We start from the raw sequence: 25341 nt of genomic DNA, 5'->3' as shown, positions 1-25341 counted from the left end.
TTCGTCGTGAAGATCTCGTCGTTAAACTCGGAAGTCGCCGATGTCCTTAACGCCGATCCAGGCCGCTACCATCTCCAAAATTTGCGCCGAGGAAAGTCCGTACAGCCGGGATTTTTCCGGATCGACCGCAATTTCGACCTCCTCCCGCTTGTCGCCGAGACTGTCCTTGATTCCGATCAGCTCCGGATACGATTTCAGCTTCTCCTTGACGGCTTCCGCCGCTTTTTCGAGCTGCAGCTCGTTTTCACCCTTTAAGTGATAGACGAAATCGTCGCCTGTCGATACGCTGCCGAAGGAAAGCACCGTGCTTTCCACGGTCGATTTTTGCGGAAGCTCGTAAACGATCTTCTCCTTGAGCTGCTTCGCCGCCGCCTTGGCGTCGGTCGTCTCTCCGGCCCTCAGGAAAAACATCGCGCGATTCTCGGTGCGTTCGTCGGCGTTCAGGTAATACCCGATCAAAGCCTCGACGTAATCGAACGTCTTTCCGCCGTTATCGTTTTTGGCTTCGGCCATGATCGTTTCGATCTGCTTCATTTGAAGATCGAGCATATCGAAGCTCGTCTCCGGAGGCATTTTCACTTCGACCATGATCAGCTTATCCGCCTCGCTTTGCGGCATGAAGCTGGCCCCGAGAAACGGCACGGTCGAAACGATCGAAACGACGAAGATGAGGCCGGTGAGAAGCAGCGTCTTGATCCGGTTGCGCAGCACCCAGTCGAGTGATCGCCGATACCGCTCGGACATGCTTCCCATGCCTTCATGGTGGGCGGGAATCGCCTTCTTCCGCCTAAGCACCATCAGCTTGGCCAGCATCGGGATGACCGTGACGGACACGAGAAGCGAGGCGAGCAAAGCGACGACAATCGTGAGCGCGAACGGCCGGAAAATTTCCCCGAGCGTATCGCCTACAAGCGCCATCGGACCGAAAACGCCGACGGTCGTGATGGTGGAGGAAGTGATCGCCGTCGCCACCTGTTTCGTCGCGAACCGGATCACATCCTCGCTTCGCTCCTGGCGCTTCACGAGCTGGGTGTATATATTCTCGATAACGACGATGCTGTCGTCGACGACGCGACCGATCGAGATGGCGATGCCCCCCAGTGTCATAATATTCAGCGTAATGCCGAGCGGGGCCATGACAAGCAGCGTGATCAGAATCGACAGCGGAATCGACACGAGCACGATCATCGTCATCCGCACGTTCCGCAGAAAGACGAGGATCATCGCCGAGGCAAGCAGAGCGCCGATCACGCCCTCCTTCACCATGCCTTCGATGGAAAGCTTGATGTCGGCCGCCGCATTATACACCGTATGAAATTTGACGTTCGGCAGCGTTTGCTTCCAGCCCTCGATCAGCTTGTCGGCTCCCTCGGCAAACTGAACCGCATTCGCGCTTTTCGCTTTGTACAAATGAACCGCGATGGTCGGTTTGCCGTCCAATCTCGCGATATACTTCGATTCGCTGACCGAGCTGACGGACGCCAGCTTGCCGAGCGGCAGCACATCGCCCTTCGGGGTGGTGACGTTCAGCTTTTCCAGGCTGTAAACGGTGTTGATTTCGCCGCTTACCCGGACCATTCGGCTTTGGCCGTCGATTTTGGCGTTGCCCGCCGGGCTCGACTGGAGCGCGTTTTGGATGCTTTGCTCGACATCCCGGGGGGCGAGGCCGAACGCATTTAGCGCCTTCGCATCCAGCTTGATGCGGATTTCCGCCTCGTGGTTGCCGATCGAAGCGACGTGATCGATCCCCTTCAGCCCGTTAAATGCGGGAAGGATGGTATCTTCATATACCCGGTCCAGCTCCGCCTGACTTATTCCGTTTTCACCGTAAATCGCCATGTAATAGACCGGATCGTTGGCAAAGCCCGTCGTCATCGCTTTCGGCCGCTCCGCCCCCTGCGGGAGGCTGACGTTTTGCAGCAAACTTTCCACATCGCGCTTCGCTTCCTTCAGGTTCCGGCCTTGCCCGAATTCAAGGACGACGGTGGAGACGTTGTCGCTGGAGGTGGAGCTGATCGTATTGAGCCCTTCGACGTTGGCGAGCTCTTTTTCGATCGGCTTCGTGATTTGATCCAGCACGTCCTGCGGCGGCGCGACGTACCGCGTCTGCACGACGACGATCGGAAACGAAAAGTCCGGCAGGCTTTCCATTTTCAGCTCGCTTCCGGCATACAGGCCGCCGCCGAACAGCAGAAACATGATGATGAACACCGCCGAAACGTTTTTCATCGAAAAATTCGTCAGTCGGCTCATCGGCGTACCTCACTGGCGGGACATTCCTGCACAGGGATCAGCTTGCGGTTGATGATTCGGCAAATGTCCAGCCATTGGTCGTTCAGGAAAAAATGCCCGCCTTGGTATTCGTGCACCTCGAAGCGGCCTGACGTATACTGCTCCCACTCATAGATATGCGGCTTGGTCACCAAAGAATCCCCGTCGCTGTGCAAAAAAACGACATCGGACGCAAACCGCGCCGGAGGCAGCTTGCATCGGTACTGCTCGATGATCCGGTAATCGTTGCGCAAAATAGGCAGGAACAGCTTGATCAGCTCCTTCGATTCGAACAGCTGGGGCGGGGTTCCGCCAAGCCGCTTGATTTTGTCCAGAAACACCTCGTCCGTCAGCGCGTGCATCTCGTTATTGACATAACGGTGATGCGGCGGGAGCCGTCCCGACAAAAACAATACGAGGGGTTCGGGCAACCCCGCTTCGCGGATCGCCGCCGCCAGCTCGTAGGCCAGCACGGTGCCCATGCTGTGGCCGTAAATCGCGTAAGGCCGCAGCGCGACCCGGGAGCGGATCGAGCGGAGCATATCCGCCACGGCGGAGGCGACGCTGTCGTCCAGCGCCTGCCCCATTCTTCGGCCGTGCCCGGCCAGCTCCAGAGGATGAAGCTGAATCCGCGCATCCAGCTTCTCCGCCCATTTGCCGTAAATGGCGTGAGCGGACCCGCCGGCATAAGGAATGCAGATCAAGTCGATCGGGCTCATCCCATTCTCGCCTCCGTTTCCTTTTTCTCCATGCGAAGCTTGAGCAGATGCGCCGTCTCCTCCTCCACGATTTGGCGAACGCGCTCCATGTCCGGCTCGAATTTGCACAGGATGAGGAAATCCAGCTCCCCGCTTACGACTTTGGCCACTCCGTAAAAGTCGGCGTAGTCCAGCTTCTCCTGATTGTCCTGATCGAGCAGCTCCATGCTGTAATCCCATATTTTCCCGTACTCCGCTTCCGCGCTTCCCGCATAGTTCATCAGCAGCGGTGTGAAAAACGACGATTTGCCGCTTTTCATTTTGGCGAACAGCTTTCTCCACGTCAGCAGCGACGAGAGGTTCCATACGAGGTTGAAAAAATTGATATTGTGCTTGTTGACCAGCTCCATCCGCTGCCGGATGACGGCGGTCATGCGGGACGGATCGTCGCGGTCGACCGGAACGACCAGCGGCAGGCCGTCGACAATAAGGCCGATCACGTCGTTAAAGCTCTTGCTTTGGTATCTGCGGTTTTGGAACAGCAGCAGGAACGGGACGCCGTCGATTTGCAGCAGCCGCGAGACGACCAGGATGTACAGGTGCAGCACCAGCTCGAACGTGCCGTCTTCGTCGGTATGATCGAACTGGAACGGCGTCAGGTCGATTTTGCAGCGCACCTGCTGAATTCTCCCCTGCGGCCGCGCCTTCATCCGCTCCTGCGCAAGCTGCAGGTATCGGTTGAACTTGTCAAGCTCCAGCGCGGCGATCAAGCCGTCCGCATCGATGCCGATCGGGCCGCGGCGAATTTGCTCGAGATATTCCCGGTAGCCGGTCGACACCTCCATCGCCTTGCGGACGCCCCTCTGCAGATCCCGGTACCGCTGAAGAATGTGCCGCCGCATAATTTGGCCGGACGTGACGTCGAAGATCGAGTGATCGATTTGGAAAAACAAGTCGTAGCGCCGCTCGTTGTATTTAACGAGCACGACGTGATACATCGGCGTGCCCGCCTTTTTGAAATCGGCCTCCCACTCGTGTTTGATCAGCTCCATCATGACGCGGGACTGCGCCTCTTGGGACAAGCCGGACAGATCGAGGCGCGGAAGCGGCGTTTGCTGGGGAGGCGCATGCTCCTTCCAGCGGTATTCCCACATCGTCTTGTACAGACAGCTGCGCAGCAGGCCGTGGCTGCCGACCACGTCGCAGAACGCCTGCTCCAACACGCTTTCGTCGACGAGATCGTTAAACTCGATCAAATACATCTGCAGCCGAACCTCGCTGCGGAAGTGCATCCGCTGCGCATTGCTGAGGCCGTAGCGGCTGACGACGGGCTGATTCAAAATCGCTTCGTTAAACCGCCGGCGATCCTCGCCGATGCGGCTCAGGAAGCCGTCCAGCACCGCTTTTTCCGAATGGCCGAGCACGCCGCGTCCAAGCAGGTTTTCCATCGTGATGATGTCCGGCAGATGTGGCCCGAACAGGGACGCAGGAAGGATGTAATGCGGCAGCAGCTCACCGGGCACTCTGAGGCTGCGCAGCTGCTTGCGAATCGGCTCCGCGTCTTCGCCCGTCCATTCGTCTACGAGCAGCAGGTTCAGCGGCTCCTGATCATTCGCGGCCTGCACGATGCGGTGATGGCAACTGAAACCGGCCGTGTCTTTGAGAATGGCGATAAGATCGGCCGCTTCGGCGATATCCTTGTTCTCCTTCTTGCTCTCCTCCTCCAAATACCGGGCGAGCGAACGGATCGTCGGATATTTGTACACCTCGTTCATGAGCACCTTGTAGCCTTCGCGTTCGAGGTCCATCGTCATTTGAATCAGCTTGAAGGAGTCGCCGCCGATCGCAAAAAAGTCGGCATCCGGGTCGATCTCATCGCGCCCGAGCAGCTTGCTCCATACTTCGCCGATGATCGCCTCGAGCCCGCTCAGTCCGGATGCTTTGCTTTCCTCCGCGACAGCGGCGCTTACCTGCGCCGGCTCGAACAGCGGATGCCGGCCGGCATCGATGACCGTGCGGCGCAGCCCGGACTCCAGCATCGTCTCCAGCATCGGAATTATGGTTTCCATGGAGCGAAGCGCGTCTCCATCGGGCACGTATATGCGGTATACCTGCGCGGACGCGTCCAGCTCTTCGTGCCCCGCCGCCCAGGCGGTAAGGTCGGGCCCCCAATCGCCCGGCTCCGGAAGGACGGAGACGATCATCGCCGGCCGGTTTTGCCTGGCGCTCGCTTTGGCTGCCACGCGGCCTGCGGCAATTGCCGCTCTGGCCCTTTCGGCGACGGCGGGCACGAACGAGTCGCGGCGCAGCGAGGTCGGCTGGGCGGCATCCCACAGGACGATCTCCTCCACGTCCGTCCGGTCCGCCAGGGCGGCTTCCAGTGCCTCCTCCAGAGCCGCTGCGTCGGCAGCGGCGACAGGCCGCAGCAGCTTGACCCCTTCCGGTGCCGGTTTGGCCGCCGGGGTTAGCTCGGCGGCTGCGCGCTGGCCGATGATGATGCCGACGTCCAGCCGTTCGCGCAGCTCGTTTTTATCCGGGAAAGCGGCGACCTCCTCAAGGCCGAGCGCGGAGAAATGCCCCTCCCATTGCTCCAAGGAAGCTAGCGGCGACAGCTCCCGTTCGGTTTCGTCAAAGTGCCACCAGCCGTCCGCCAAGCCCCAGATCAGGTCGACGTAACGGCGCACCCGCGTGCGCTCGAGGACGCAGAGCAGCCCGCCGGGCTTCAGCAGCTTTTGCATATTGCCCAGACTGACCGACAAGCGGTGCGTAGCGTGAACGACGTTATAGGCGAATACGAGATCGAAGGAGGAGAGCTCAAAGCCTTGCTCCTTCGGATCGCGGGTAATGTCAAGCACGCCGAAATGCATGAAATGCAAATCCTCTTCCAGCGCGTGCATCTTGAACGATTCGACGAACGAGCTGCCCACGTCGGTGAAGTAATATTCGATTTCCATGCCTTTGAGCAGCGGTGCGACGCGGCGCAAAATCGAGCCGTAGCCGCCGCCCGCTTCGAGAATCCGGATTCTCCTTTTCCGGCCGGCGATGCGCATGAGCAGGACGGAGAACATTTCCTTGATCAGCTCGTCTTCCCGCTCCTGGACCGAGCCTTTATAGCTGTCGAGGATCAGCTGGTTGCTGCCCCCCGGGTACAGGACGGCGAGCGCCGGCACTTCTCCTTTCATCGCCGATCTGAACCCGCCGACGCAGTGCTCCAGCAGGTTCAGCTGTCCGGAAAACAGTGGGGTCATCCGCTCGATGGCGGCGCGGATGTCCGCCGGATTGCGCAGCTTTTTGTCCGTAACGCGGTAGTGGCCTTCTTCCCCCCCAGCCGCCAAAATGCCGTCCTCGCGGAACATGTGGAGGAAATAACGGCCGTATTTGCCGAGAGAGGGGGCGATGCCGAGCCCTTCCATAAACTCGCCGGTATCGAACGTGCGCCCCGGCTCCAGCGGGAACAGCTCCTGTACAAAGTCGAAGCTCAGACGCGCGGCATATTCGTCCACGAGCCGATGGGCAGCGGTCAAGTCTTCTATGCCGAAGCGGCTTATGTAACGGTCCTGCTCCGCGGTCAGCTCCTGAAGCAGCGGCCTGACCGTCGTTTTGTCGAAGGCGGCGCCGCCCAGCCGGTATGGCAGCATGCTGATGCGCGCACCCGCTTGGACGAAGGAGGCGGCCAGCGGAAGCGGAAGCCGCTCATCGGGGCTCATGACGATAACGTGGCGGCCGCGAAAACGGGACATGCCGCTCACCGGCGTCTCATGGAAATCTCTGAAGCGCGGCACGAGACGCTGCTCTCCCGAATAGCAGACGGCTGCGTGCAGATGCTGATCCGAGCCGAGCTCCCGCTCCAAAATCGCGGCCCAGCGGGCGGCGGTCGCTTTGCCGTTCAGCGGTTCTCCGGCATCGATCAAGCGCAGGTTGAGACCGGGGATTTCCGCACGCAGACTGCGGATGAGCGTCACAAGCCCCTCGCTTGCGGTAACCGGAGAAACGGGGCTGAGCACGACGATCTCCGGCAGCGCCTGTCGCAGCTCTGCCTTAAGCGCATGGACGAGCAACCTCAGCTCCGCTTCGGTGCGGCCACCGGCCGAACGCGCCACGACAATCGTATCGGGAAGCAAAGCCCGGTTCCGCAAATCGCGGATCAGCCGGTATACATCGATCGCATTCGCCGGGCGTACGGTAGCGCCGAGCGTGCCGTTAAAGCGGTAGCCCTCGCCGCTTTGTACGAGCAGGCTGCGCCATCTCGGCATCCTCTGCAGGAGATGGCGGATCGAAACGGCGTCGTCAGCCATGATCAGGCAGGCCCGCGGCTGATCCGAGCTCGTCACCGGCGGCAGAAAAACAGGCTCCCACACGACCCTGCCGGCATATCCGGTACGCTCGGCAGGCATCGGCCCCGGCGCGGGAACGGCGGATGCCGCAGCCGCCTCCTGCCTGGCCGGCAGCATCCCGCTGTAGTCGCCGCGGCCGAGCGGAAATGCCGTCTCATCAAACCGGTACAGCGGCAGCGGGATGCGGCTCCGCACTTGATCTTTATAGTAGGCTTTCCAGTCGGGAACTACCCCTTGGCACCACAGCTCGCCGAGGCTGGCCGCAAGAAACGCATCGTCCGGCCCCTCCTCCTGCGCATTGCGAAGCGTGACGATGGCGGCAACCGGATTTTGGGCCGCCATCTGCCGTGCGAAAGACGACAGCACCCGGCCCGGACCGACCTCTACCAGCACAGCCCGGGAATCGGCGAGAACCGCGGCCAGCCCCTGCTCGAACTTGACGCTGCCCCTCAGATGCTTCGGGTAATATGAAGGATCGACGGCTTCTTCGGGCCGGATCCAGTCGCCGGTCAAGTTCGACACGTACGGCAGCACGGGCTCCTGCAGCTTCACGCTGGAGATCAGCTCGCCGAACGGAGCGAGCGCCCCGTCCATCAGAGACGAGTGAAACGCGTGCGACGTACGCACCCGGCGCGTACGAATGCCGGCGGCCGACAGCTTGTTTTCCGCCTCGGCGATCGCCTCGTCGGTGCCGGACAACGTGCAGCTGGCCGGGCTGTTCATCGCAGCCACGGACAGGGCGCGGCTCAAGTACGGGAGTGCCGCTTCCGCGGATGCGGCGACGGCGAGCATCGAGCCGCGGGGCATCGATTTCATCAGGCGGCCCCTGGCCGTTACGAGCCGGATGCCGTCTTCGAGCGAAAACACCCCTGCCAGACAGGCGGCCGTATATTCGCCGAGGCTGTGCCCGATCATGCCCGTCGGCTGAATGCCCCACGACATCAGCAGCCGCGCCATTGCGTATTCGACCGCAAACAAGCTCAGCTGCGTCATGTCGGTTTCGAGGATCAGCTCCTCGTCGCCTTCCTTCGGCTCCAGAAGCACGCGGCGCAGTTCGCCCATGCCTTCGGCTTCGGCCAGCTTCAGGCACGTCTCCAGCTCCCGGCGGAACAGCGGCTCCGCCCGGTACAGATCGCGGGCCATACCCGGATATTGCGAGCCTTGCCCCGGGAACAGGAAATAGACGTTCGGCTTGGAGGACGATGCCGCCGCGCGGCGGGCACGCCCAGGACGGGCGCCCTCCAACGCCGCCCGCAGGCCTTCGGCCAGCTCCTGCGGATCGCGGTAGGCCATGGCGAAACGCTCCGACAGATTTCGCTTGCCGGTTTGCACGCTCCACGCCAAGTCGGCGGGATTCAGCTCCCCCGGATATCGTTCCAGATGCGCGAGATAATCCTCCTGCATGCGCCGCAAAGCGGTATCGCTGCGCGCCGACAGGCAGAGCACGTTCCATTCGCGTCCGGGACCGGACGGCTCGCGCTCGGGCGCCTCCTCGAGCACCACGTGCACGTTCGTGCCCCCGATGCCGAAGGAGCTGACCCCGGCGCGCAGCGGCAAGTACGCATCCGCTTCGCCCGGTGCCGGCTTTCGCTGCCAGCTTTCCGTCTTCGCTACGATGCGGAACGGGCTGCCGTTCAAATCGATGTTGGGATTGATCGCTTCGAAGTTGAGGCTTGCCGGGATGACCCGGTTTTCGAGCGAGAGAACGGTCTTGATGAAGGACGAGATGCCGGCGGCCACGTCCAGATGACCGATATTCGACTTCAGCGAGCCGATGCCGCACGAGCCGGGAGGAACGGACTGGAACGCCTTCGTCAGGCCGGCGACCTCGATCGGATCCCCGAGCGTCGTGCCGGTGCCGTGAGCTTCGATGTAGCCGACGGTTTCCGGCGGCACGTCCGACAGCATCAGCGCGCGGCGGATGACCTCCGCCTGCCCTTCGACGCTCGGCGCCGTAAAGCCGACCTTGCGGTTGCCGTCGTTGTTGACCCCGGTTCCCCGGATCACGGCATAAATGCGGTCGCGGTCGCGAATCGCGTCCTCGAGGCTTTTCAGCACGACGACGCCCGTGCCGTTGCCCTCGACAGTGCCCTTCGCATCCTGGTCGAACGGACGGCAGTGGCCGTCCGGAGAATGGATCATGCCCTCCTCGTACAAATATCCTTTGCGGTGAGGCAGAGTCAGACCGCTGCCGCCCGCTACCGCAATGGAGCAAGCGCCGGTCAGGATGTGGCGGCAGGCCATATCGACGGCATACAGCGAGGTGGAGCAGGCGCAATGTACGGTGGCGCAAGGGCCTTGAAGATTAAGACTGTAGGCGATTCGCGTAGCGGCAAAATCTTTATCGTTCAGCTGGAGGGTGGCAAACTGCAGACCGCCGCCGTCGACGGTCGCTTTCATCGTCTCCAGCTCCCAGACGAAATTGCCCGAGGCGCCGACGAACAGCCCGATGCTGCCGCGGTACGTATCCGACGCGTAGCCCGCATCCTCCAGCGCGCGGTACACCTCCTCGTGAAGCGCCCGGACCTGGGGGTCCATCATCGCAGCGTCTCGCGGCGTGTAGCCGAAAAACTCCGCATCGAAAAATTCAAGCCGCGGAAAGACGCCTTTGGCGCGAACGTAGTTCGGCTTCGCCAGCAGCTCGGGCTCAACGCCCGCCGCAATCAGCTCGTCGTCCGTAAAAAAAGATATCGATTCGACTCCCCCGGTCAGATTGCTCCAAAACGAAGCTACGTCATCGGCCCCCGGAAAACGACCCGACATGCCGATGACCGCAATTTCGAGTCCCGTGTAGTTCGTCTTTACCTTCATGCTTGATCCTCCAGTTTTCGGATAAGGGAGCCCGTTTTCAGCAGCGTGCTGCGCGCTCTGGACAGCTCCCGGCTCATCTCTTCGTCTCTGCCGGCTCCGGAAAGGTCCGGAAGCTTCAAATATTCGGCCAGGCGGGAGACGCTGGTGTGCTCGAACATCGCCGTCAGCGGAATGTCCCGGTCGAAAGCTTGCTTCAGCCGGTTGTTGATCGTCATTAAGTTCAGGGAGTTGACCCCGATTTCAAAAAAGTTATCGTTCGTATCCACCGTCTCCACGCCCAGCACCGAACAAACAATGTCGGCGACCGTCTTTTCCACCCCGCTTAAAGCGCGGGGGGCGGCGGAGCCGGCCAAGGAAGCCGCCGACGGCGCGGGGAGCGCCTGCCGGTCCACCTTGCCGTTGACCGTGAGCGGCATCGCCTCCAGCCGGGTGAAAAACGCCGGGATCATATAGCTTGGAAGCGCCTTGGCCAGCGTCGTTTTCCAGCCCCGCAAATCCGGCTCTCCTTCGCAGGTGAAGTACGCACAAAGCTGCTTATCCTCGCCGATCTCCCGAACCAGCACCGTCACTTCCTTGACGCCGGGCAGCTGCGCCATCGCGCGTTCGATTTCGCCGAGCTCTACGCGGTAGCCGCGAATTTTCACCTGGAAATCGGTTCTGCCGAGAAAATCTAAGCGTCCATCCGGCAGCCAGCGGGCCAAATCGCCGGTCCGGTACATCCGACCGCCTGGCGCGAACGGATCGTCCAGGAAGCGCTCCGCCGTCAGCTCCGGCCGGTTGTGATAGCCGAGTCCGACGCCGTCGCCGCCGACGCAAAGCTCGCCGAGCGCCCCGACGGGCAGCGGCTGAAGTCCGTGATCGACGATATAGGCGGTCGAGTTGGCCAGCGGCCGCCCGATCGGTATGCGTCCGTTCCGGAGGTCGGCCTCCGTCACGACATGAGTCGTTGAGAACGTCGTATTTTCCGTAGGCCCGTAGCCGTTGACGATTCTAAGCCCCGGATTCGCTTCCAACGCGCGGCGAATATGGCGGGAGGACAGCACGTCGCCGCCGACGAGCAGGTTGCGAAGCGGCGCGAATAGCGACGGGTCCTGGTCGCACAGCTTGTTGAACAAGGCGGCGGTCAGCCATATGCTGCTGACGGCTTTCCGCTCCAGCAGCGGCTTCAGGCGGCCCGGATCGAGGATATCCTCCTCGCCCGCAAGCACGAGAATGCCGCCATGCAGCAGCGCTCCCCAAATTTCAAACGTGCTGGCATCGAAGGCCGGGGAGCCGGTTTGCAAAATGACCTGGTGCGGGCCGAAATCGATAAAGTCCGGGCCGAACACGAGGCGGAGGATGTTGCGGTGCGTAATCAGACATCCTTTCGGCTGGCCGGTCGAGCCGGACGTATACATCAAATAGGCGGTGCATTCCGCATCGTGCTCGGCGGGAACCGGGGGCGTGCCCGCCGGATCGTTCGAATCCTCCAGCAGCAGCACGTTCATGCCGGATGGAGCTTTCGGGGCGAGCTCCGGCAAGGTGCAAAGCACTCTGATGCCGGCGTCCCCGATCATAAAGGCGAGCCGTTCCGGGGAATTGAGCAGGTCCAGCGGCACATAAGCCGCTCCGGTCTTCAAAATGCCCAAGATGCCCGCGGCCATTTCCGGGCAGCGCGGGGTCATGAGCCCGACAACCGATCCCGGCCCCACTCCCTGCTCCTGCAGCTTCGCCGCGAGACGGTCGGACCAGCGGTCGAGCTCGCCGTAGGTGCAGCTGCGGTCGCGCCACATCAGCGCGGTATCCGCGGCCCGACGGGCGGCGACGTCCCGGAACACGGCGTCGACGGTGGAATCGGCCGGATACGTCCGGCGCGTCGCATTGAAGCGTTCGATCACGATGGCTCGATCCGTTCCGGAGCATATGCCGAGCTCGTCGACGGAAGCGTCCGGCTTGGCGCAGGCGGCCTCGAGCAGCGTCGTCAAGCTGCGCTCCAGCCCTTCCATCGTCTCCCTCGTGTATACCGCCTCGTTGAATGTGAATTGTACGACAAACGTTTCGCCGGGATTGACGACCACATGGAAATCGTAGTTGGTGCGCTCGAACACCTGCACGTCCTCGAACGACAGCGATTGGCCCGATTGCGAGGCGAGATCCCGCAGCCGCTCGGCGAGCGGATAGTTTTCGAAGGCGACGACGTGATCCAGCAGCTTGTTTTTCAGCGGGCTGCGGCTTTGGATGTCGAACAGCGGGCAGAACTCGTAAGGCACGGCCGCGAAGCTCGCCTTCTGCACGCGCGAACAGAGGGAGATGAACGTATCTCCCTGCTCGGCATGCACCCGCAGCGGCTGGGTGTTGATGAACAAGCCGATCATCGATTCCACGCCCGGCAGCCCGGGAGGGCGGCCGGACACGACGCTGCCGAATACGGCGTCGCGGGTGTAGTTATATTTCTGCAAAAGCAGCCCCCAGGCGCTCTGGAACAACGTATTCACCGTCAGCCGGCGCGACCGCGCGAGCTCGCCAAGCCGAGCAGCCAGCGTTGCCGGCAGCTCGAAGCGATGGACGGCATGGCGGTAAGGGCCTCCCGGACCGAAAGCGGGAATCGCCACCGGCTTTTCGTAGCCGGCGAGCGCTTGCTCCCAATAGGCCAGCGCCTGCTCCTCGCTCTGTTCCTCCAGCCAGCGAATGTATTCGCGGTAAGGATGCGCATCGCCGGCCAGCGTGTAGCGGTCCGGCTCGGCCGCCGCCTCGTACAGGCCGAACAATTCCTGAAACAGCGGGCCGAGCGACCATCCGTCCATCAAAATGTGATGGAAGGTGAGCACAAACCGCCATCTCCGCTCCTCCGTGCGCAGCAGCGCTCCGCGAAGCAGCACGTCCTGGCTCAGATCGAAGCCGCGACCGCGGTCCTCCGCCTTGAACGCCTCCGCCGATTCCTCCGGCGAGACGTTTTCCCGCAGGTCGAGAAAGGTGAACGGAGGCTCCCACGATTTCAGGACGACCTGCCGCGGCAGGTCGGTCTTCCGGTAGGAAAATACCGTGCGAAGAATATCATGCCGGTCCGAAAGCTTCGCCAGCGCCCACTCCATGCGGGAGGGGTCTACGTCCCCGGCGATACGAAAGTCAAACTGCTCCACGTATGCCGAAGACGATGTATCGAGCGCATGATGGACCAGCATGCTTTTTTGCATCGAAGACAAACCGTAAATATCCTGGATGTTCTCTTTGCTAATCATCGTACAGCTCCTTTATCGACTGCCGGGCGGACAGCATCCCCCGGGAGTGAAGTATCCCTTCACAGTTACTTTTAGGAGAACCCCCCTGTAAGGTCGTCGAGTATATTTTCCAGCTCCTCCTGCCGCAGCCGGGCTGCCGTGAAATCGGAGGCGGTCTTCTCGCCGCTCTCTTTGCCGGTGCAGTAAGCCGCAATCTCGCGGGCGGCGGCGCCCAGCATGCCGAGGAATTCGGCGAACTGCCCCTCATCGAACATCGCCCGGGGATAGCGGAATTCCAGGCTTAACGTTTGGCCGGTCTGGGCCGCAACAATGTCCAGCGCCCACCCGGACGCGAATTCGTCGTCGACCGTTATATCCGCCGGCAGCGCCTCGGTCCGCACATCTGCCGCGTCCGGTTCGCTCCGACCGCTCGATCCCGGCATGCCGCCGGGCTTCTGAACTGCACCGGGCACATCCGTAACCTCCGCGCCTGCTCCTGCACCCGCCGCGCCCAAATCCTGGACGCCGAGGTAATTAAAGCTGATCGCCGGCTGCAGGCTCTCCAAATCGGCCCTCGCTTCCGGGGCGAGCTCCGCATCCAGCCAGCGAAGGGCGCCGAAGCCGAAGCCCCGCCGCGGCACGCCGCGAACGGCTTCCTTGACCGCAACGACGGCTTCGCCCGGTTCGCCGCTCGCGTCCAGCAGCACCGGGAATGCGCTTGTAAACCAGCCGGCCGTGCGGCTCACATCGAGACCCGGCGCAAAGCGCTCGCGGCCGTGTCCCTCAAGCTGGACGAGCACGGCCGGCGCCTGTCTCCAAGCCCCGAGCGCGCGGCTCAGCACGCAGAGCAGCAGGTGGACCGTCTCGGTATGATAGGCGCGGTTCGCTTCGCCGCACAGCGCCAGCCCGACCTCGCCGTCGATCCGGTGCACCGCGCGCACCGTATCCCGGCGCAGCACGGCGACGGGCGGGAAAAGGGGCGGAAGCGCACGGGCCTGCCGGGCCACGCTGCGCCAATACGGCAGCTCATTCCGCGCGCCGCCGGTCCGGGCCCAATCGTTCAGCGCCCGCGTCCACGCCGCGAACGATGTTGTTTTCAGAGGCAGCACCGCCTCGGGATCCGCCATCAAGACGGTCAGATCCTCGAGCAGCACGCCCCAGGACACGACGTCCACAGCGATGTGATGGATGGCGATAAACAGCCTCCAGCCATCGGGACCGCTCCCTGCCGCCGCTGCAACCAGCGGACCGTTCTGCAGGCGGATGTGTCCCTGGACTTCGATCATAAATTCTTCGAGCGCACGGCCGCTCAGATCGGCAGGCATCTCCGCCACATAGACCAGATTGTCGTCTGTCGACGTTCTCAGGACCAATTCGCCGTCCGGGGACAAAGCGAGCCGCAGCGCATCGTGATGGCGGCATAGGCGATCGAGCGCCGCCTCGAGACGGCTGCCGTTCCATTCGCCTTTGCCGCAAATCAGCATTGCCTGATTGAAACGCTGGGATATTCTCCCGCCGTCCCGCAAATACCAGGTCTGGATCGGGTTCGGCAGGCAGGCGCCCGTCACTTCCCCTTGCTCGCCCTCCGGAGCTTGCTCGGTTTTCAGACGCGGCGCCAGCGTTTCGATCGTCAAATATTGGAACATGTCCGCCGTTTCCAGCGAATAACCCGTACCCTGCAGGCGCGCCGTCACCTGAATCGCCTTGATCGAATCCCCGCCGAGCGAGAAGAAATTGTCGTCGATGCCCGGCTGAGAAATACCCAGCACGTCGGACCAGATGCCCGCAAGCAGCATCTCCCGCTCGTTGCGCGGTCCCCTCCTCGTTCCTTGCGGCTCTTCAGCCGGTGCCGGTAAACGGACTGTGTCGATTTTGCCGTTCTTATTCAGCGGCATTGCGGCGAGCGGCACGATAAACGGAGGCACCATATAATCCGGCAGCATGCGCGCAAGCTTCACGCGCAAATCGTGCGTGTCGAAAGAAGCGATATCTCCGGTCGGAACGATCCATAAAGCAAGATTCCGGCTGCCCTTGTCTTCGGCGCCGACGATGCCCGCGTGGGCTTCGCGCACCTCCGGCTGCCTTTTCGCCGCCGCTTCGATTTCGCCGAGCTCGATCCGGAAGCCGCGCAGCTTGACTTGATGGTCAAGCCGACCCATGTAGCGGAGCAGCCCGTCCTCGCTCCAAACGACGAGGTCGCCGGTTTTGTACATCGTTTCGCCCGGACGAAATGGGTTCGGCACAAACCGCTCGGCAGTCAGCTCCGGCCGGTTCAAATAACCGGCGGCAAGGCCGTCTCCCCCGATATACAGCTCCCCGGGAACGCCGATCGGCGTCAGCCGCAGCTTGCCGTCCAGCACATATAGGTGGGTATTGCCCATGGCGCGGCCGATCGGGATGTTATCCTGCTCCGGCAGCCGGTCGACCGTGTACGTAACGGCGAACACCGTCGTTTCCGTAGGTCCGTAGCCGTTGATCAACCTTCCCGGACCAAGCCGCGCGAACGCTTTCCGCACATGGCGGGCCGACGCCGCTTCGCCGCCGAACATCACCGCCCTCACGTTGTCGAGACATTCCAGATTCGTATCGACCAAAGCGTTAAACAAGGAGGTCGTCATGAACAATACGTTGACTCCGTTTTCCCGAATAATGCGCCCGAGCGCCTCCATATCGATCACCTCGCGCTTATGCAGCAGCACGAGGGTTGCGCCGTTCAGCAAGGCGCCGAAAATGTCGATGATCGAGCCGTCGAACGAATAGTTGGACAGCTGCAGCAGCACATCGTCCTGGCGGAAGGTGAAAAACGGGTTGCCCTTCACGACCCGGATGACGCTTTTTTGGCGGATCAACGTGCCTTTCGGCGTGCCGGTCGAACCTGACGTAAACATCGCGTAAGCGAGATCGTCTCCTGAGCAGGCAAGCCCGAGATTGCCGGCCGACAGCTCGTCGTTCAGCCCGCTCAGATCGAGCACGGCCAGCTCCGGCATCGCCTCCGATACCGGGTGCCACTCCGCCTCCGGATGCGTCACGAGCACGTTTGCCCCGCTGTCCCGGATGATAGTCGACAGCCTGTCGGAAGGGTTCTCCGCGTCAAGCGGCACGTAATGGCAGCCCGCCTTGAGCACGCCGAAGATAGCTGCAATCATGTCAAAGGAGCGCTGCAGCAGCAGGGCGACGGCCGACCCGCGCTCCGCTCCGTTGCCGAGAATGGCCCGCGCAATGCGATTGGCCCTTGCATTCAGCTCTTCATAGCTGAGCGTCCGCCCGTCCATCCGCAGCGCCGTTTCGCTGCCGCGAATCTCCGCCCACTCCTCGAAAAGCGGCACGATCCCCCGGCCGCCGGGGTACGATGTCGCGGTATCGTTCCATTCCTCGAGCAGCCGCGAGCGTTCACCCTCCAGCATCAGGTCGAGTTCGCCCAAGGTCGTCTGCGGATTGCCCGCCGCGGCCGCCAGCATGCGTTCGAAGCGGCGGGCCAGCCGCTCGATCGTTTCCTGCGTATACAGGCCGGTTGCATACTCCCACTCCATGAGCAGGCCTTCCGGGGTTTCCCGGGCAACCACCGTCAAATCGAACTTGGCCGTTCCCGATTCGAACGGGATGATGCGGTCCGATGGGCCGGATAAGCCCATATCGATATTTTGCAGCGCGAAATAGACGTCGAACAGCGGGTTGCGGCCGGGGTAGCGTTCCGGCTGCAAATCTTCGATCAGCGATTCGTAAGGATATTCCTGATGGTCAAAAGCGTGAGTTATCGTGCGTTTCAGCGAGCTTAACCATTCGCTGAAGCTCATCCCGTCCTCGGAACGCGTCCGGATCGGCAGCGTACCGACAAACATCCCGACCACCTGCTGATAGTTCGCTCCGGGCCGGCCGGCGACCGGGGTCCCGATCACGATATCCCGGTCCCCTCCGAGACGCGCGAGAAGATTGTGGAAAACCCCCATTAACGCCATAAACAGCGTAGCCCCGGCGTTTTGCGCCATCGCCTTCGCCCGGGCCGTAAGATCGGCCGGAATCGTATGGAAAATCCGCGCGCCGATATAGTCCTTTGTGCCGGGGCGCGGCTTATCTGTAGGCAGGTTCAGCATGGGGACGCCGTCCGCAAACTGCTCCATCCACCAGCTGCGGTGCCCCTCCATGGAGGAGCTTTCCAAACGGCTGCGCAAAGCCAGGACGGCATCGCGGTACGACAGCGGCAGCGCAGCGGGCGCCCGGCCTTCGGCCAGCGCCGCATAGTCGGCGAACAAGAGGCCCATCGAACTGCCGTCCGTAACGATATGGTGCAAATCGATCGCCAAATATGCATCTCCATCGTCATATTGATAAAAGCATGCGCGCATCAACGGAGCTTTTGCCAGGTCGAACGGCCGAATAAACGAACCCAATTCTTCCTGCAGGTGCCGGATTCGGGACATGCCCTCCCGCGTTTGCAAAACGCGGCGTTCCAGGGTGAATTCCGCCCTCGGATGCACCACCTGCACGGGGACGCCGTCCTCCATATGGAAGGAAGTGCGCAGGCTGCCGTGGCGCTCAATCAGCCGGAGCATCAGGCGCTCGACTTCGCTTGCGTTTTCATGCGGCTCCAGCCTCATCACTCCGGTCACGTTGTAAGCGACCGAATGAGGTATGAGCTGGGCCGTAAGGAACATCCGGTTTTGCGCCGGCGTCAGCGGAATCGGCGACGAATCGTCCGCACGCTCCGGCACGTCCGGTCTTTGCAGCGCAGCCTGAAGCCGGGCCTGCGCCAGTGCAGCGGACAGGCCGTAGCCACTTTCCGTTCGCCGGACAAAATCGGAGAAGTTCTCCGCTTCCAGCAGCGCCGAAATCGGAATGTCGAGCGCGAGCGCATCGTTCACCGCCTGAACGATGCGCAGGCCGACCACGGAGTCGCCTCCCAGCTTGTAAAAATCCGCCTGCGGCTCGATGACCGGATAACCGAGCGCCTCGGACCATATCCAGGCGAGAAACCGCTCCGCTTCGCTTGCGGCCTCGTGTTCTTCCGGCAGGCGGGAACCCGCCGCTTCGGCTTGCAACCACAGCGGGGCATCGTCCGGCAATCCGCCGCGCTCCTCCTCCAGCCGCTTGCGAATGCGCGGCGTCTCATCCCAATAACGCTTATTGTTGAAAATATGCGGCGGCAAGGAGCAGCGGCGGACGTCCGTGCCCGCGAACAGCGGCTCGAACGCGATGTCCGTTCCTTGCACGTACAGAGCGGCAAGCTGCTGCCAGGCGTCCGCCCTCAGCCCGGCATCCGCTTGCGCCGCGGAGGACGTCAGCCGGCGCGCCTGCGCCTGCGCGGCGGCCTCCGCGTAAAGCGCAGCCTCGGCCCCGGAGCCGGATGCGGCAGGGCTCGGCAGCCAAAACGTATATCGCTCGCTTTCGTATACGGCAGGCGTTCCGGCCCCGGCAGACGCAAGCGCTTCGGCGAGTGCCTCCAGGCCGGCGATCAGCCCATTCCTGTCGTGGCACCACACCGCAGCCCGCACGTTCAGGTGCTCGCGGCCGGTCGACGCGGTAAAGCACGCATCCTCCAGCCGCAATTCCGGCCGCCGCCGCAAAAATTGCAGGTGGCGTTGAACCGTCTTGCCGAGCAGCTCATATGAATAACCGGAGAGCGGATATACCCAGCCCTCCGCCGCTTCGGCAGACCGGTTTGCATTCGGCGCCTCCTCCACGACCAGGTGGCAGTTCGTGCCGGAAAGGCTGAAGGAGCTGATCCCGGCGCGGCGCGGCACGCCGGCCGGCGGCTCCCACGCCGTCAGCCGGTCCTGCACATAGACAGGGCTGTTCATGAAGTCGATCAGCGGATTCGGAACCGCAAAGTTAAGGCTCGGCGGGAGCTGGCGCTCCTTCAAGGACAGCATGACCTTGATCAGGGAAGCAAGGCCGGCCACCCCGACCGTATGCCCGATGTTCGTCTTGATCGAGCCGATCGCGCAAAACTGGCGTTTGCCGCTGTGCTTGGCGAACGCTCCGGCCAGCCCCTTGATTTCGATCGGGTCGCCGAGACCGGTGCCCGTACCGTGCGTTTCGATATAAGAGATCGTTTCCGGATGAATGCCCGCCCTCTCCCACGCCTTGAGCAGCACCTCCTGCTGCGCGCGGGCGCTCGGGGCGGTGAGGCCGTTCGATTTCCCGTCGTTGTTCACCGCGATGCCGCGGATGATGCCGTACACCTCGTCGCGGTCCTCCATCGCCTTGGACAGCGGCTTGAGGTACACGGCGGCCACGCCTTCGCTCCACACGGTGCCGTTTGCGTCCTTGTCGAATGCGCGGACGGTGTAGTCCTGCGATTGCGTTTCGTTGGCGAAATAGACCGGATCGAACGTGATATTGACGCCGCCGACAAGGGCGGCTTCGCAGTCGCCCTCGCGGATCGACTTGATGGCGGCGTCCAGCGCGAGCAGCGCGGATGAACAGCCGCTGTCGACGACAAACGCCGGTCCCCGGAGATTGAGCAAATACGACAGCCGGCTGGCCAGCACGCCCGTCCACGAGCCGATGCTCGTCGTAAAGTCCTCGTCCTGAAGGTACGTAATATAAGAATCGTGCATCCGATGCGTATGGTCGTTGCCGACGAAAATGCCGATGTTCCGCCCCTGCACCTGGCCGCGGTGGTAGCCGGCATCCTCGAAGCTCTCGACGAACACCTCGAGCAGCAAGCGGTGGTACGGGTCCATGTTCATCGCCGCACGCGGCGGAATGTTAAAATACTCCGCGTCAAAATAGTCCACCGATCCGAGAAATCCGCCCTTCCGCAGCTCTCCGGAGTAGTCTTTGATCCGCTGGAAATCCTCCAGCCTATTCGCCGGAAACGGGCCGATCGATTGCCGGCCCGTGGCCAAATTGCTCCAGAATTGCCCGGCGTCCTCCGCCTCGGGAAAGCGGCATGACAAACCGACCACGGCGATCGGCTCCGGCTCGCTCGCAGAGCTCTTTTGCAGCTCCTTGATGAAAGCTACCGCCTGCTCCGGGTCCAGCTCCTTCCGCTTCAAACGATCCAGCAAATAACGGACAAGCTCTTTTTTTATCGTCATGGCCTCGTCTGCCATCGTTTACCTCCCGTTTCGCTCCTTGAACAGCTCCAGAAACTCGCTGCCTTCCAGCTCCTTCTCGACAAGCTCCATCAGCTCGCGCTCCGCCGCATCGCCGGACTGCTCCTTACCTGCGGCAGCAGGTGCAGCCGGACGTTTGCTGTCGATGAACATCGCCAGATCGTCGACTGACGGATACGAGAACAGGTCGGAGATGTCCACCGTTCCCGGGAACTGCTCATCGATCAGCTTCAACAGCTGCGTCGCCATCAGCGAGTTGCCGCCCATGTCCTGGAAGCTGGCGAAAATATCGATTTCACTCAGTCCGAGCACCGCTCCGAAAATCGCCCCTAACGTGCGCTGCGTATCCGTCGGATCGGCGCAGCCCTTGATGCGCACATCCGGCACGCCCGCTCCGCCCGTAGCCGCTCCCGCCCGGGATTCGGACGCTCGGAATTCCGCGGCAAGCCGGAACGGCAGCTCCTCGGCGAGCTCCACTGCGGCGGCTTTGTTCAACGTGCCGGGAATAATGCTGCGCTGCGGATGGACGATCAGCCATTCGAGCCAGTCGAGCGCATCGGCGACGGCGATCGGGCGGAACAGGTTATTCTCTTCGTCCACGCCGAAATCGACCGACATGCCGACTTCTTTCCAGCTCGGCCAGTTAATCGAGATCACACGGCGGCCCGCTAGTTGCCCCGCATCCGCGAGCGTATCGAGGAAAGCGTTGGCGGCGCTGTAGTCGCCCTGCCCCTCTCCGCCGGTCAACGCGGCAATCGAGGAGAAAAGGGCCAGGAAGCCGGTGCCGTCTTCGGGCAGCAGGCGCAGCAGCGCGAGCGTCCCCTCCAGCTTCGGCCTCGTTACGTCCTGATAGCGCTGCTCCTCCTTGAACATCAGAAATCCGTCGCCCGCTACTCCCGCCGCATGGAATACGCCGGCAATGCGGCCATAGCGCGCCTTCAGCTCTTCGCCCAGCCTTTCTATCGCCGGGCCGTCGGCTGCGTCCGCCGGTATATATTCGAGGCTGGCAAGCCTCGGTTTAAGCTCCGTCAGCGCGCGGTACCTGGCTTCTCCGGACGCAGCCAGCTCCTCCCATTCCTCCGGGGAAGCGAGGCGGCTGCGGCCGAGCAGCACGATTTTGGCCATACCTTTGTCGGCCAGTCGGCCGGCGATGGACAATCCCAAGCCGCCGAGGCCGCCGGTAATGACATAGACCGCTTCCGTATCGAGCGTCAGCTTCTCCATTTCGGCGATCCGGTGAGGGCGCAGCTCTTGGGTGAATACGCCGGCCGGACGAACGGCGCGGAAAAACTTGCCGCCGTAAACAAACAGCTCGTTCATCGCATCGGTCGCCGGAACATCGTCCGAAACGTCGACGACGTCGACCTGCAGATGGCGGTATTCCTGTCCGATGACTCTGGCCAGCGCCGCGGTCGCCGCCGAAAGCGGCGAAAGCCCCTTTTCGTTCCCGTCCACCGACCACGCCTGACGGACCAGCACTTTTAGTCCGGCCGGCCATTTCGATTTGCGGGCGAGCATCGTTTTGCACAGCTTGAACAAGGCGTCTACGCTAAGCTCGCGTCTGGCGCGGAACGCTTCATTCGGGACGGCGAGACGTTCAAGCGACTCGTCATTAGAGGTGTAATCGGCGGCGAACAGAATACCTTGCGCACCCTGCTGCTCCGCTGCCGCCAGCATGGCGTCCAGTCCCTCTTCGTTCGGGCTGTAGACGCCCTCCGCTCCGGCGGCGGCTCCCAGATAGAAGGGAAGCACATGCTTGCCGGCGGTCTTGATCGCATCAATCAGCCGATCGGCGCGGGAGCCGGCGATGGCGACAAGCGCCCACGGGCCACCTGCCGTCTCGGAAGAAGCCGCTTCTGCTTCCGCCGCAGGCAGCTCACGAAGCACCCAGCCCATCTGCATGCACTCGCCCGGCACGCTGCCGCTGCCGAGAGCGGAAACATCGTGCACCTTTTTGATCGTATACCCGCTGACTTGCGCCAGCACGCGGCCTTCGCCGTCCAGCAGGTCGACGTCGTAGGTGATCGTTTCGCCGCTTCCGCCTTTGTTTTCGTGGACGCGGATGTGCGAATACATGTCGTCCGTCATCGGCGTATACAGCCGGAAGCTCTTATACGTAAACGGCAGGAACGTCGCTCCCGTGCTTTGGCTGAGCAGGTTCATGGCGTTGTCGAGCACCGACGGGTGCAGCTTGTATACGCCGAGCTCCGGCTGAAACGGCGCATTCAGCTGCAGCTTCGCGAGCGTCTCCGAACCGAGCTGCCATACGACGCGGACCGTGTCCCAATGCGGTCCGAACTGGAACACGCCGGTGTCGGTTTCCCCAATAAACGGGTCGATGACGCTATCCGCGCGGCTTTTCAGCTGAGCCAAATCCGTCTTCTCCCTATCCGGCGCGGCGGCCAGCGGAAGCAGCTTGCCTTCGACATGGGGAACCCAGTCTCCATCTTGGTTGAGGCTGGAAACCGTAAACGCGTAACCGCCCGGTTCCGCAGCGGACTGCCCGGACAAACCGGAGAGCGTCAGCCGTGCCGTAACCTCCGCCCCTTCCTCCACCACCATCGGAACGAGGAAGTAAATGTCGCGCAGCTCTACGCTGTCTCTGCCGAAGGCTCTTGCCGCGGCAAACCTCGCCATCTCCAAATAAGTGGTGCCCGGCAGCACAGCCCGCTTGCTGATGCGGTGATCCGACAGCACCCAGTGCCGATCGATTCGGAATTTCGTTTCGTATACCGTTTCGCCCGCCGCCCCGGCCGGCAGCTGCTCTTCCACGAGCGGATGCAAAACGTTCACTGCTTGCGAGCGAACCTTGGTGATTTTCGGAGCGGCCCAGTACCGGATGCGCTGCATCGGATACACCGGCACAGGAATCCGGCGGCGCTTCTCACCCGCGTACACGGCCTTCCAGTCGACGTCGGCGCCGGCCGCATACAAGCGGCACACCTCCGCCAGCAGCGACGCGGCCGACGAGCCGTTCTCCAGGTAATCGCGCAGCTTGCCCGCGGCCGTCTCGTTGAGCTGGCGACGCTCGCGCATGCGCAGCTCGCCCGGCTCCAGCTGCGTCTTTTTCTCGCTGACAATGCGATGGTTGCCGGCGAATACGTACGGGATGCCGTCCGCCAAGCCTTGCTGGGCGGCCAGCACCGCGATCTGCCGGCGCAGCTCATCTTTGGAGCTCGCCACCAGCGCGGCGCGGTATTCGTAGTGGCCGCGGCCGATGTTGGACGTGTAGCACAGATCGGCCAAATTCCAGGCGCCGCCCTCCAGATGGTCCGCATAGTTTTGGATATAGTCGCGGTAGGCCTGCTCGTTTTTGGCGCTGATCGTCAGGCAGTAGCGGGGCTGCCCCGCAGGTGCCGGTGTCAGCTCCGGCGCTTCCTCCACGATCATGTGGCAGTTGGTGCGGCTGAAGCCGAAGGAGCTGATGCCCGCCCGGCGCGGAAAGCCGTCCGTCTCCCACGGCCGAACCGTGTCGTTCACGTACAGCGGGCTGTCCGTGAAGTTGATGTACGGATTGGGCGTTTGGAAATTGATGATCGGCGCCAGCTCCTTATGCTCCATCGCCTTGATCACCTTGATCAGCGAAGCGGCGCCGGACGCTCCGACCATATGCCCCATGTTCGTCTTCAGCGAACCGATGGCGCAAAACTGCTTACGCGACGTATAACGGCGGAAGGCGCTCGTCAGCCCTTTGATCTCGATCGGGTCTCCGAGAACGGTGCCCGTTCCGTGCGCTTCGATGTAGCTGACCGTCTCGGGCGAAATACCCGCTTTTTCCCACGCCTGAAAAATCGCTTCCTCCTGCGTTTTCGCGCTCGGCGCCGTCAAGCTGTTCGTCGAGCCGTCATTGTTGATGACGCTCGCTTTAATGATCGCGCGGATGTTGTCCCCGTCGGCAATGGCGCGCTGCAGCGGTTTAAGCATGACAAGGCCGACGCCCTCGCCCCATACGGTGCCGTTGGCCCTGGCATCGAACGTACGGATCGCGCTGTCGTCGGATTCGACGTTCCCCATGTTCGCTCCCTCGAGAAAACGGGCCTTCAGCTCGCCGGTCGTGAACAGGTTGACGCCGCCGGCGATCGCTTGATCGCACTCCCCGGCCAAAAGCGCTTGAGCCGCCATATGAACGCTGATGAGACCGGCCGAGCAGGCGGTGTCGATGATCATGCAGGGGCCTTTGAAATCGTACAAATACGAGATGCGGCTCGCGATCAAGCTTTCCCAGGAGCCGGTCAGCTGCATCGGGTCGCGGAAGGAGCACAGCCGGTAATAGGAATAGTTCGTTCCGTCCTTGCCGATATACACCCCGGTCCGGCTGCCGATCAGTGTATCGCCGCCGTAGCCGGCGTCTTCCATGGCTTCCCATGCGGTCTCAAGCGCCAAACGCTGGCTCGGGTCCATGTACGTCGCCTCGGAGCGGGGAATACCGAAGAAATCCGCATCGAAACGGTCGATGTTGTCCATGTAGCCGGCCTTGACGTGGATGTGGGCGAAGTCTTCCGGCTGAATGTCCCGGCCGAACATAAATTCGGTATAATACGGGTTTTGCAAAATCGGCTCGAAATCTTTCAGCCTGTGGGCAGGGTATTCGCGAATGCAATTGACCCCCTCCCGCAGCAGCTTCCAGAACGCCTCGGCATTTTCCGCTTGCGGAAATTTGCCGGCAAGCCCGATCACCGCGATATCCTTATCGATCGCAACCTCCGCGGAGGTCAGCTCCAGAAGCAGCGCTTTGGCCTCTTCCTTGGACAGCTTCTGCCCGGCGACCTGGGACAAAATGTATTTTTTGACCTGCTCCACAATCAAACACTCCCTTTATCCAAATTCGGGGATTCCCCAAAAGCGCACAAAATATGTTCATGGGGGCTCCCCCAAAAGTACCCGGAATTTGCTGCGAGGGGTTGCTTCACTTTTGGGGGACCGGTATGTTCATGGGGGCTCCCCCAAAAGTACCCGGAATTTGCTGCGAAGG

The 25341-nt window shown here is 62.1% G+C and carries 6 protein-coding genes; all 6 read right to left on the bottom strand.

Going from position 1 to position 25341, the window contains the following annotated elements; all coding sequences use genetic code 11:
- Window positions 1-21 precede the first annotated feature (21 nt).
- Window positions 22-2253, bottom strand: a complete 2232-nt coding sequence (locus tag MYS68_RS36310; RefSeq protein WP_275983639.1) for an efflux RND transporter permease subunit — start codon at window positions 2251-2253, stop codon at window positions 22-24.
- Window positions 2250-2990, bottom strand: coding sequence for a thioesterase II family protein (locus MYS68_RS36305; protein ID WP_248930397.1), 741 nt, complete (start codon window positions 2988-2990; stop codon window positions 2250-2252). Before MYS68_RS36305 ends, MYS68_RS36310 begins: the two co-directional genes overlap by 4 nt.
- The gene (locus tag MYS68_RS36300) at window positions 2987-10114 is read right to left on the bottom strand and encodes a type I polyketide synthase (RefSeq protein WP_248930396.1); all 7128 of its coding nucleotides are present in this window, start codon (window positions 10112-10114) and stop codon (window positions 2987-2989) included. Before MYS68_RS36300 ends, MYS68_RS36305 begins: the two co-directional genes overlap by 4 nt.
- On the bottom strand, window positions 10111-13332 hold the full coding sequence (locus MYS68_RS36295; RefSeq protein ID WP_248930395.1) for a non-ribosomal peptide synthetase: 3222 nt from the start codon (window positions 13330-13332) through the stop codon (window positions 10111-10113). Before MYS68_RS36295 ends, MYS68_RS36300 begins: the two co-directional genes overlap by 4 nt.
- A 71-nt stretch (window positions 13333-13403) precedes the next feature.
- Entirely contained in the window at window positions 13404-20366 is a 6963-nt protein-coding gene (locus MYS68_RS36290) for a non-ribosomal peptide synthetase (protein ID WP_248930394.1), read from the bottom strand.
- 3 nt (window positions 20367-20369) lie between these two features.
- A complete protein-coding gene (locus tag MYS68_RS36285; RefSeq protein ID WP_248930393.1) occupies window positions 20370-25169 on the bottom strand; it encodes an SDR family NAD(P)-dependent oxidoreductase in 4800 nt (1599 codons plus the stop codon).
- Window positions 25170-25341: the final 172 nt, after the last annotated feature.

This window comes from Paenibacillus hamazuiensis, from assembly GCF_023276405.1.
Classification (GTDB): Bacteria; Bacillota; Bacilli; order Paenibacillales; family NBRC-103111; genus Paenibacillus_AF; species Paenibacillus_AF hamazuiensis.
This window is presented reverse-complemented; position numbering and strand designations above follow the sequence as displayed.

Coding starts and splice junctions, on each gene's coding strand:
- MYS68_RS36310 (WP_275983639.1), bottom strand. CDS start 2,253: ATGAGCCGACTGACGAATTTTTCGATGAAAAACGTTTCGGCGGTGTTC.
- MYS68_RS36305 (WP_248930397.1), bottom strand. CDS start 2,990: ATGAGCCCGATCGACTTGATCTGCATTCCTTATGCCGGCGGGTCCGCT.
- MYS68_RS36300 (WP_248930396.1), bottom strand. CDS start 10,114: ATGAAGGTAAAGACGAACTACACGGGACTCGAAATTGCGGTCATCGGC.
- MYS68_RS36295 (WP_248930395.1), bottom strand. CDS start 13,332: ATGATTAGCAAAGAGAACATCCAGGATATTTACGGTTTGTCTTCGATG.
- MYS68_RS36290 (WP_248930394.1), bottom strand. CDS start 20,366: ATGGCAGACGAGGCCATGACGATAAAAAAAGAGCTTGTCCGTTATTTG.